Here is a 10,191-nt window from a genome sequence, read left to right on the forward strand (position 1 = left end):
TGATGCTGGACACGCTGGGCCTGCCCGCCGCGCTGGCGCAGATGGCGCAGGAGATGTGGGGCGACAGCGCCACGCGCTTCACGCTGCGCACCGATGGCGCTGTCGAAGACCTGCCCGAAGCCATCAAGACCGTGCTGTTCCGCGTCACGCAGGAGGCGCTGGCCAACATCGAGAAGCATGCCGCGGCCTCCCGCGTCGAGCTGCAGCTGGACTTCACGCCGGCCGGCCTGCAGCTGCGCGTGCAGGACAACGGCCGCGGCTTCGACACCGAATTCTTCCAGCGCCACCCCAGCCGCGGCCTGGGCCTGCGCCACATGCGCGAACGCCTGGCCGCGATCGATGGCACGCTCAGCATCAGCTCCCACCCGGGCCAGACGCTGCTGCTGGCCAACGTGCCCAAGGCCGTGATCACTCGTTTTTCCCGACAGGAACCCAATGCCAACCGACAGCCCTGAACGCCCGATCAAATTGATGATCGTCGACGACCACGCGGTCGTGCGCGATGGGCTGAAGGCCGTGTTCGCGATGGCCGACGACCTGCTGGTGATCGCCGAGGCCGGCAACAGCACGGAAGCCCTCTCGCGCCTGCGCGACTGCCCGCCAGATGGCGCGCCCGACGTGGTGCTGATGGACGTGGGCATGAAGGGCGGCGAAAGCGGCATCGACCTGACCGCCAGGCTGCTGGACGAGGACCCGGAGCGCGTGGTGCTGATGCTCTCGATGCACGACGGCACCGAGATCGCGCAGCGCGCGCTGCGGGCCGGCGCGCGCGGTTACGTGCTGAAGGACTCGCCATCCTCGGAGATCCTGCACGCGATCCGCACCGTGTACGCCGGTGGCACCTTCCTCAGCCCGGCGATGGCTGCACGCCTGTTCCGCGGCCCCAGCGCACGGCCGCTGCTGTCAGACCGCGAACAGCATGTGCTCAGCTTCCTCGGCCAGGGCCTGGCCAGCAAGCAGATCGCCAACACGCTGAACCTGAGCGTGCGCACCGTCGAGTCGCACCGGCAGAACATCCGCCGCAAGCTCAACCTCGCCGGCCAGGCCGAGCTGATCAAGTACGCAGTAGAAAACGCCGCGCGCACCGGTGGCTAAGCACGGCTTTTCAGTGCCGCAAAGGTTGCGGTGCTTTCCCTGATCGGGTCTCACCGGAGCGGGCAAACGAGTGCGTAAAGCCGCGAATCGGCTCTAGGTATTGCAGCGGTGGCGCGCAGATGCGCGGAGTTACACACTCGTTCCACTCGCTTTCACACAATCCGGAGACAAGCCGATGATCTCGCAAGCAACGCATTTCCGCCTGCCCCTCATCACCCTGGCGCTGGCCGCGGCCTTCGCCAGCGCACAGGCCGCCGACCCGATCAAGATCGGCGTGGCAGGGCCGTTCACCGGTGGTTCGTCCTCGATGGGCGTTTCGATGCGCGACGGCGTGCGCCTGGCCACCGACGAGATCAACAAGGCCGGCGGCGTGCTGGGCCGGCAGATCGAACTGGTCGAGCGTGACGACGAAGCCAAGAACGAGCGCGGCGTGCAGATCGCCCAGGAGCTGATCAACAAGGAGAAGGTCGCCGCCACTGTCGGCTACATCAACACTGGCGTGGCGCTGGCCTCGCAGCGCTTCTACCAGGAAGCCAAGATTCCGGTGATGAACAACGTGGCCACCGGCTCGGCCATCACCCACCAGTTCGACAACCAGCCCGAGAACTACATCTTCCGCAACGCCGCGCACGACAGCATCCAGGCGCCGATGATCGTCGAAGAGGCGGTCACCCGCCGCGGCTACAAGAAGCTCGCGATCCTGGCCGATTCGACCAACTACGGCCAGCTCGGCCGGCAGGACCTGGTGAAGGCGCTGGAGCTCAAAGGCATCAAGCCGGTCGCCGAAGAGAAGTTCAACATCAAGGACGTCGACATGACGCCGCAGCTGTTGAAGGCCAAGGAAGCCGGCGCCGAAGCGGTGCTGACCTACGGCATCGGCCCCGAGCTGGCGCAGATCGCCAACGGCATGACCAAGCTGGGCTGGAAGGTGCCCATCATCGGCAGCTGGACGCTGTCGATGGCCAACTACATCGACAACGCCGGCCCCGGCGGCGAGGGCGCGCGCATGCCGCAAACCTTCATCCAGGAGCCGACGACGCCCAAGCGCCAGTCCTTCATCGTCTCCTACCTGAAGACCTTCAACCCGAAGAACAGCCGCATCGATTCGCCGGTCTCGGCCGCGCAGGGCTACGACTCGATCTACCTGCTGGCTGCCGCCATCAAGCAGGCCGGCAGCACCGAAGGCCCGAAGGTCAAGGCAGCCCTGGAAGACCTGAAGGCGCCGGTGGACGGCGTGGTCACGACCTACAACAAGCCCTTCACCAAGACCGACCACGAGGCCATCACCGTGAACATCCCGGTGTTCGGCGAGGTCAAGGGCCAGCGCGTGGTCTACGCCTATGAAGCCGATTTCAAGAAGGCCTCGGAAGTGCGCGTGAAGGACGTCAACGCCAAGGGTGCGCTGACGGCCGTCAAGAAGTAAGCCGACCGCAGCCACCCACACCGTTCGCCCCGCGCTTCGCATCCGTTCGCCCTGAGCCTGTCGAAGGGCCGCGCGGCACGCCCGCAAGGCTTCGACAGGCTCAGCCCGAACGGGGGAGAGGTGCCTTGTTTTCCGTTCACCCTGAGCTTGTCGAAGGGCCAGGGCTTTGACCAAGCTCAGCCCGAACGGTGGTGGCCGAGATGACTGGCGAGGCCGCTGCGCCCCGCCCGTTCGCCCTGAGCCTGTCGAAGGGTCCATCCCTCATTGAAGAGGAAGTCCATGCAGATCCTCACCCAACTCGTGTTCAGCGGCATTGCGCTGGGCATGATCTACGCGGTCATCGCGTTCGGCTACCAGCTGACCTTCGCGACCTCGGACACGCTGAACTTCGGCCAGGGCGACGCGCTGATGCTGGGCGCGCTGGTCGGGCTCACGCTGGTCGGCCTGGGCGTGAACTACTGGCTGATGATTCCCATCGTCTGCCTGTTCGGCGCGGCGCAGGGCGCGGTGGTCGAGCGCATCGGCGTGCGGCCTGCCATCAAGATCAAGTCCGAGTTCGGCTGGATCATGTCCACCATCGCGCTGGGCATCATCTTCAAGAACGTGGCCGAGAACATCTGGGGCCGTGACGACCTGAAGTTCCCGTCGCCGCTGCCCGAGTCGCCGATGAAATTCCTCGGCGCCAACGTGCTGCCGATGGAGCTGCTGGTCGTCTTCGGCGCACTGGCGATGATGCTGGCGGTCGAGTTCTTCAACCGCAAGACCATCTACGGCAAGGCCGTGGTCGCCACCTTCAATGACCGGGACGCGGCCAAGCTGATGGGCATCAACACCAGCCTGGTCATCACCTTCTCGTACGCGCTCTCGTCGCTGACCGCCGCGTTTGCCGGCGTGCTGATCGCCCCGCTCACCCTCACCGGCGCCACCATGGGCGCGGTGCTGGGCCTGAAGGCCTTTGCGGTCGCCATCATCGGCGGGCTGACCAGCGGCATGGGCATCGTCGTTGGCGGGCTGATCCTCGGCATTGCCGAGACGACCACCGGCTTCTACCTCTCCACCGGCTACAAGGACGTGCCGGGCCTGGTGCTGCTGCTGATCGTGCTGGCACTCAAGCCAGCCGGCCTGTTCGGCAAGACGGCGATCAAGAAAGTCTGACGCAATGAAGGCACCTCAAATCGCGGCCATCGCCGTGGGCATCGCCCTGCTGGCGGCCTTCCCGGCCATGGTCGGCAACCCGTATTACGTGCACCTGGTCGAGACCATCCTGATCTACGCCATCGTGCTGTTCGGCCTGGACATCGTTGTCGGCTACACCGGGCAAGTCTCGCTGGGCCACGCCGGCCTGTTCGGCATTGGCGCGTACACCGCAGGCGTGCTGGTGATGAAGCTGGGCGCGCCGCTGTGGGTCACGCTGCCGGCGGCCATTGCGGTGGCGTCCGTGTTCGGCGCGCTGCTGGCCTTGCCGGCGCTGCGCGTCACCGGGCCGTACCTGGCCATGGTCACGCTGGCCTTTGGCACCATCATCCAGATCCTCATCAACGAGATGAGCTTCCTGACCGAAGGGCCCATGGGCATCACGCTGACCAAGCCCAGCGTCTTCGGCCACACCATGGACGAGACCGAGTACTACTGGCTGGTGGGCGTGCTGTTGCTGGCCTCGCTGCTGGTGGTGCACCGCATCCTGCGCTCACACCTGGGCCGAGCCTTCGAGGCGCTGCGCGGCAGCCCGGTGGCTTCGGACTGCATGGGCGTCTCGGTCTACCGCTACAAGGTCTATGCCTTCGTGATCAGCGCCGGCCTCGCCGGCCTGGCGGGCGCGCTGTACGCCTACTCCGAGCAGTACATCTCGCCCAACACCTACAACTTCGAGCTGACGGTGATGTTCCTGCTCGCCGTCATCATGGGTGGGCGCAAGAGCCGCATCGGTTCTCTGCTGGGCGCCGCCATCATCGTGCTGCTGCCCAAGCTGCTGGACGACCTGGCGATGTTCCGCACCGCCTCGGTGGCGCTGGCGGTGATCGTCGCCATCGCCGCGGGCGTGGCCGTGCAGCGCGGCAAGATCAAGCCCAAGAGCGCCGCCATTCCTGTGATCGGCACCATCGCGCTGGCCGCCGTGTCGTTCAAGCTGCAAAGCATGACGGACTGGCGGCTGTCCATCTTCGGGCTGATCACGCTGTTCGTCGTGTACTACCTGCAGGACGGCATCGTCGGCTTTGTGCGCGGCGCGCTGGGCCTGCGCAGCCATGCCTCGCACGAGGCGGCCGAGGTCGCAGCCCTTGCGCCCGGCCAACAGGCGCTGACCCAGGCCGGTGGTGCCACCGGCGAGCAACTGCTGGCCGCGAGCGGCGTGCTGATGCAGTTCGGCGGCCTGAAGGCGCTGAACAACGTGGACCTGAACGTCAGGCGCGGCAGCATCCACGGCCTGATCGGCCCGAACGGCTCGGGCAAGAGCACGATGATGAACGTGCTCACCGGCATCTACACGCCCACCGCCGGCAGCGTGGCGTTCGCCGGCCATTCGCTGGCCGGCCTCAGCCCGGCGCAGATCGCCCAGCGCGGCGTGGCCCGCACCTTCCAGAACGTGCAGCTGTTCGGCGAAATGAGCGCACTGCACAACGTGATGGTCGGCCTGCACCACAGCTTCCGTTCCAACCTGATCGACGTGGCGCTGCACCTGCCACGCTACCTGCGCGAGCACCGCGCCGCCCGGCTGCGTGCGCTGGCGCTGCTGCGTTTCGTGGGCCTGGGCGAGCTGGCCGGCGAGGAGGCGCGCAACCTGCCTTACGGCCAGCAGCGCCTGCTGGAGATTGCCCGCGCGCTGGCCTTGGACCCTCAGCTGCTGCTGCTGGACGAACCCGCCGCGGGCCTCACCGCGCCCGACATCGTCGCGCTGCGCGCCATCATCCAGAAGATCCGCGAACACGGCGTCACGGTGATCCTGATCGAGCACCACATGGACGTGGTGATGAGCCTGTGCGACACCGTCTCGGTGCTGGACTTCGGGCAGAAGATCGCCGAGGGCGGACCGGCCGAAGTGCAAGCCAACGAAAAAGTCATCGAGGCCTACCTCGGTGGCCAAGCGAGCTGATGGTGCCCCTCGTCCGACGAGTACGTCGGCCGATCCCCCAAGGGGATGCGGGCCGGCTTGGGGCGGCCCGGCGCTCGGCCCGCCCACATGCAAGGAACTGAAATGTTGACGATCCACAACCTCAGCGCCGGCTACGGAAAAGTCCAGGTCCTGCACGGCATTTCCATCGACGTGCCCAAAGGCCAGGTCGTCACGCTGATCGGCTCCAACGGCGCCGGCAAGACCACCACCATGCGCGCCGTGAGCGGCATGATCGCGCCCACCGGCGGCGAGATCCACCTGAACGGCAAGCGCATCGACGGCCTGGAGCCGTACCACATCGCCCGCCTCGGCCTGGCCCACTCGCCCGAAGGCCGGCGCGTGTTCGCCACCATGAGCGTGGCCGACAACCTGCTGCTCGGCGCCTTCCCGCGCCTCACTGGCAGCCGCCCCAAGGGCGACGTGGCGGCAGACCTGGAAAAAGCCATGGCGCTGTTCCCGCGCCTGCAGGAGCGCCGCACCCAGCTCGCCGGCACGCTTTCCGGCGGCGAGCAGCAGATGCTGGCCATGGCCCGCGCGGTGATGCTGAACCCCGAAGTCGTGCTGCTGGACGAACCGTCCATGGGCCTGGCCCCCATCCTGGTCGACGAGGTCTTCCGCATCATCGAGCGCCTGAAAGCCGCCGGCACCACCATGCTGCTGGTCGAGCAGTTCGCCGCCGCAGCACTGGCCGTGGCCGACTACGGCTACGTGCTGGAGAACGGCCGCATCGCGGTGCACGGCAGGGCCGAGAAATTGCGCAACGACCCTGCGGTCAAGGCGGCCTACCTGGGCGGCGGGCACTGAGCGCCGAGCAGCTCCGGGTAGCCCTCAAGAGGCCCAGGCGCGCGGGCGTCGTCGCCTCTTTGCGCTGGGCGGCTTGTGACGCTGCCACGGGCGCTCCTATAGTCGGCGATCCCAACAAGCACCTCGTGCACAAGGAGCCGCCTCATGACCCGTTCAAGCTCGTCGCTCGCCCGCCTGATCTCGCCACTGGCCCTCGCCGCAGCCGCCCTCGCCTCAGGCTGCGCCGCGCCGCCCGCGCATGAGCACGGTGCTGGCGGGATGGGGGGAATGGGCGGCAGGGAAGGCATGGGCCACATGGGCTCGATGGCCGTGGCCACGCTCACACCGATCGCCGGCAGCAACGTGCGCGGCATCGTGATGTTCCATGAGAAGGATGGCCACCTGATGGTGCACGCCAAGCTCAGCGGCCTGGCTCCCGGCCTGCACGGCTTCCACCTGCACGACAAGGGCGACTGCGCCAGCCCCGACGGCATGAGCGCCGGCGGCCACTTCAACCCCACCGGCCAACCCCATGGCCCGCAGGCCGCCGCCCACCACGTCGGCGACATCCCCGCCCTGACCGCAGACGCCAGCGGCAACGCCGACGAACACTTCATGCTCGACGGCCCAACCGTCGCCGCCGGCCCCACCAGCGTCATCGGCCACTCGGTGATCGTGCACGCGAACCCTGACGACTACGCGACGCAGCCGACTGGCAATTCAGGTGGGCGCGTGGCTTGTGGCGTCATCGCCGGGCACTGAGCCGAAGCGCTGACTATCAGCGGCCTTGCCTCACGCGAGGCCGCGCGGCAGCGGCGAATCGATCCGCCAAACCCGAAACCGCAACTGCCGCGACGGCGAATCCAGCAACCAAGACCAGGATGCTTAATTCCAAATTCGGGAGCAAACAAGGGTAGGTCAGCGCACAAATAAATGGGGTCGGAGTCAATTTATCTTTCTCAACCATTGAGCAGCATTCGCCTGACATGCAGATAAATTGACTCCGACCCCATTTATTTGAACCACGGTGGCGGCGGCTATTCCTTCGGATACTGCGAAAGTTCCAGTGCCAAGCCAAGCGCGCCCGCTTCGCGCACCAGTACAGCGGGCAGCGCAGCGAAACGAACTTCAGAGCCCGCACCTTCAACCGCGAAGTCGAGGACGCCGCTGGCCGTCGACGCCGCCATGAGCGCAGCGATCTCGTGCCTTCGTAAACTGAGGAAGGCAACAGCGTCTCTCACTTGCCCTGGCAGATTGTCGAAGTCGCATTCACTGACCTGAAAATGTGCCGTCCCACCCTGGAGCCGATAAGGCTTCAAAGAAATCCCACCCAAGATCAGGTCCAATTTATCAGAGGCAATTCGAAGGACGCAGCTCATGGGCTTGACGAATTCTTTCAGGCCAACCTTCGATCATTGATTCACCTCGGTAAACCACCTTAGGCACTGATTCAGTCATGCGGCTCCTCCGTGAGGGTCGCGGGTCAAAGGCGCGAGGTCCGGCTCGTCACGTTAACCGAAAGCGGAACGGGAAATGGGACACCTGACTCTCGACTCGCACGTGGCCTCGACTTCCACGAGCCTCAGTTAAATAGCGGAATAAAGAATTGAGACAGAACCAGCACCATAAGAGCATAGGGGATTGCTTTTGCCGATGTACTCACTGCCTGACCGCGCGCTCCCTTGGTGACCGTGAAGATCGAGCGGGCCGCAAAGGCAAGGACCCATAGAGAGCCGACAACGAGCACCAGAGACATCTCGCCAGGAGTTCCGTCTCCGTGAATCGCAAATACCGAACTCGCCGCAACAATGGCTAAGTTGATGATTGTGACCGCGATGACTGCGACGATGGCGAAAGTGGCCGACATGACACCTGAGGAATGAAAGGGTTGTGCTTAGCTGGACGTCACTCGCCTCGCTCACGGAATGCTGCACATGGACTGAAGCTTGTCGACGTGTTGCTTGAGCAGTGCACCTTGGAGGAATACATCGGCGACGGCGAGATACCTTCCGCCCTCCATGACCCATGTGGCGAATGTCCCCGATTCGGCGCTTGAGTGCCCGTAGACCTCGAGCACAGGCCAACCATTGGTGAATGGTTCGTGAAAATAGAGCATCCCGCCAAACTGCTCACCCAGATTGCGGCCCGTCTTCCCATCGAAAACCGAGAAGAAGCACCCTCCGCTGCCGCACGCTTCATCGCTACTCCTGACGATGAGTTCGTTTGCCCCATCCCGGTTGATATCGACGCTCAACGAAGCGGCCTTGATCAACGGCCCGTGGTCAAGGTCACTGAGCTTGTTCGCGATGCTCGTGAGATCGGTCGGCTGGCCGGAATTGCGATCAAGGCAAACAGCGCTCGCCGCGGCCATGTTTGAGATGCCGGCCAGAACCGTGAGGAAAAATGTCTGTCGCAAAAACGCAGACATCCAATCCACCCATCGCGGCGTTCCTCGCGAAAATAGGCTGAATACCATCAGGCACATCCGAGTATCAGGCAGCAGCCTTGGCACCAGTCCTTGATCCATTTCAATCCCCCCTGTCGAATTGCGTTGAGACTCGACATCACAGCGCCGTCAAAAGCGGCGCTTGTTGGGGATTCTGCGGGCGCGGCATCGTCTTGCCAAGCGCGGAGCTGCTTCGGCCGGGCCGCACGGTGCCGGTGGGCGCCGCGAAGGATCTGGCGGCCGCGGATCCGGCTACTCAGTCCGGCCGCGCAGCCAGGGCGCCAATCAATAGCCGACCGACAGACTCACCCACAGCCTGGGACTGCGCTTGGGCGTGATGACCGCGGTTTCGTGGTCCGTGGTCCAGGCGGCTGACAGGTCCAGTGCCCAGCCACTGCCTTGCAGACCGCCGCCCACACCGGCACCGGCCAGCCGGCGGCGGTTGCTGCCGGTGGCCCACGGCTGGTGATTGACCTGCACCACGCCCGCATCCGCAAACGCCTGCAGTTGCCATTCCGGCGCCGGCTGCCAGCGCAGTGCCACATTGCCGACCCAGCCGTCGTCGCCGCTGGCTTCGCCTTCAGGATAGGCGCGCACGCCGTTGGCGCCGCCGAGGCTGATCTTTTCGGCGGAGGGCAGGTTGTGGTCGGCGCGTTGGCCGCGCCAGGCCATCGCCAGCGTCCATTCGGGCAGCAGCTGCTGCTGTCGCTGCAGGCTGGCGGTGAACTTGCCAAAGCCTTTGCCGGTGTTGGCGCTGAGCTGGTCGATGAAATCGCTCACTGCGTCCATGTGGGCCTGGCCGGTCTGCAGGCCGAGGCTCAGGTCGCTCATCGCCGGCAGCGCCAGCCAGCCGTCCTGCCACTGGCCTTGCAGGCTGAGGCTGGCAAGGTTGATGCGGTGCGTGCTGCGGGTCTCGGTGCTGGCCACCATGTCGACCAGGCGCTTGTCGTCGTACTGCAGCTGCAGGCTCCAGTTTTCGGTCTGGCTGCGCACAAGCGGGTGGCGCGCGTAGAAGCTCAGCGTGCTGGCCAGGCCGTAGGCGCCGAGGGCGGCGAACTGCTTGCCGAGCCGGTAATCCATGTGCGAGGCAGACAGGCCCACGCGCGTGCCCAGCGGACCCACGGGCAGCTGGTAGGACGCGGCGGCGTAGCGCTGGGCCAGCTGGCTGCGCAGCAGGTGCAGGCTGAGCTGGTCGCCCAGGCGCAGCGGGTTGTTGAACGACAGGTTCAGGCTCAGGCGCTGGTCGCCGGTGCTGTCGCTGCCGTGGTTGTCGAGCGCGGCATCGGCCTCGAAGGCCTGGCCTTCGTCCACTTCCACCAGCAGGTCCGAAGCGCC

At 65.6% G+C, this 10,191-nt stretch carries 11 protein-coding genes; 7 read left to right on the plus strand and 4 right to left on the minus strand.

What is annotated here, in order from left to right:
* The 7 genes from FKP22_RS11305 to FKP22_RS11335 all read left to right on the plus strand — a co-directional run.
* Positions 1–455 (plus strand): sensor histidine kinase (locus FKP22_RS11305; RefSeq protein ID WP_141287597.1); only part of this gene is annotated, 455 nt, incomplete at its 5' end.
* The gene (locus FKP22_RS11310; RefSeq protein ID WP_141287598.1) at positions 436–1,095 is read left to right on the plus strand and encodes a response regulator transcription factor; all 660 of its coding nucleotides are present in this window, start codon (positions 436–438) and stop codon (positions 1,093–1,095) included. The genes FKP22_RS11305 and FKP22_RS11310, both read left to right, overlap by 20 nt.
* Positions 1,096–1,270: 175 nt before the next feature.
* The gene (locus tag FKP22_RS11315; RefSeq protein WP_141287599.1) at positions 1,271–2,518 is read left to right on the plus strand and encodes an ABC transporter substrate-binding protein; all 1,248 of its coding nucleotides are present in this window, start codon (positions 1,271–1,273) and stop codon (positions 2,516–2,518) included.
* A gap of 279 nt (positions 2,519–2,797) precedes the next feature.
* Entirely contained in the window at positions 2,798–3,673 is an 876-nt protein-coding gene (locus tag FKP22_RS11320; RefSeq protein WP_141287600.1) for a branched-chain amino acid ABC transporter permease, read from the plus strand.
* A gap of 4 nt (positions 3,674–3,677) precedes the next feature.
* The gene (locus tag FKP22_RS11325; protein WP_141287601.1) at positions 3,678–5,606 is read left to right on the plus strand and encodes a branched-chain amino acid ABC transporter ATP-binding protein/permease; all 1,929 of its coding nucleotides are present in this window, start codon (positions 3,678–3,680) and stop codon (positions 5,604–5,606) included.
* Between the two features lie 102 nt (positions 5,607–5,708).
* Positions 5,709–6,431, plus strand: coding sequence for an ABC transporter ATP-binding protein (locus FKP22_RS11330; protein ID WP_141287602.1), 723 nt, complete (start codon positions 5,709–5,711; stop codon positions 6,429–6,431).
* 144 nt (positions 6,432–6,575) lie between these two features.
* On the plus strand, positions 6,576–7,172 hold the full coding sequence (locus FKP22_RS11335) for a superoxide dismutase family protein (RefSeq protein WP_141287603.1): 597 nt from the start codon (positions 6,576–6,578) through the stop codon (positions 7,170–7,172).
* Positions 7,173–7,447: 275 nt separating this feature from the next.
* Here the strand turns inward: FKP22_RS11335 and FKP22_RS11340 are convergent, their stop codons facing one another.
* From FKP22_RS11340 to FKP22_RS11355, 4 genes are all read right to left on the minus strand, one after another.
* The gene (locus tag FKP22_RS11340) at positions 7,448–7,789 is read right to left on the minus strand and encodes a hypothetical protein (RefSeq protein ID WP_141287604.1); all 342 of its coding nucleotides are present in this window, start codon (positions 7,787–7,789) and stop codon (positions 7,448–7,450) included.
* Positions 7,790–7,992: 203 nt separating this feature from the next.
* A complete protein-coding gene (locus FKP22_RS11345; RefSeq protein ID WP_141287605.1) occupies positions 7,993–8,277 on the minus strand; it encodes a hypothetical protein in 285 nt (94 codons plus the stop codon).
* A gap of 51 nt (positions 8,278–8,328) precedes the next feature.
* Positions 8,329–8,937 (minus strand): hypothetical protein, encoded by a 609-nt coding sequence (locus FKP22_RS11350; protein WP_141287606.1) that lies wholly within the window; start codon positions 8,935–8,937, stop codon positions 8,329–8,331.
* 204 nt (positions 8,938–9,141) lie between these two features.
* Positions 9,142–10,191: ShlB/FhaC/HecB family hemolysin secretion/activation protein (locus FKP22_RS11355; protein WP_141287607.1), on the minus strand; the 1,050-nt coding region annotated here is incomplete at its 5' end.

It is taken from the genome of Ideonella azotifigens (assembly GCF_006519715.1).
Classification (GTDB): Bacteria; Pseudomonadota; Gammaproteobacteria; order Burkholderiales; family Burkholderiaceae_C; genus Ideonella; species Ideonella azotifigens.

Bases quoted from the DNA above. Each gene is read 5' to 3' on its own strand.
- FKP22_RS11310 (WP_141287598.1), top strand. From the start codon at position 436: ATGCCAACCGACAGCCCTGAACGCCCGATCAAATTGATGATCGTCGAC.
- FKP22_RS11315 (WP_141287599.1), top strand. From the start codon at position 1,271: ATGATCTCGCAAGCAACGCATTTCCGCCTGCCCCTCATCACCCTGGCG.
- FKP22_RS11320 (WP_141287600.1), top strand. From the start codon at position 2,798: ATGCAGATCCTCACCCAACTCGTGTTCAGCGGCATTGCGCTGGGCATG.
- FKP22_RS11325 (WP_141287601.1), top strand. From the start codon at position 3,678: ATGAAGGCACCTCAAATCGCGGCCATCGCCGTGGGCATCGCCCTGCTG.
- FKP22_RS11330 (WP_141287602.1), top strand. From the start codon at position 5,709: ATGTTGACGATCCACAACCTCAGCGCCGGCTACGGAAAAGTCCAGGTC.
- FKP22_RS11335 (WP_141287603.1), top strand. From the start codon at position 6,576: ATGACCCGTTCAAGCTCGTCGCTCGCCCGCCTGATCTCGCCACTGGCC.
- FKP22_RS11340 (WP_141287604.1), bottom strand. From the start codon at position 7,789: ATGAGCTGCGTCCTTCGAATTGCCTCTGATAAATTGGACCTGATCTTG.
- FKP22_RS11345 (WP_141287605.1), bottom strand. From the start codon at position 8,277: ATGTCGGCCACTTTCGCCATCGTCGCAGTCATCGCGGTCACAATCATC.
- FKP22_RS11350 (WP_141287606.1), bottom strand. From the start codon at position 8,937: ATGGATCAAGGACTGGTGCCAAGGCTGCTGCCTGATACTCGGATGTGC.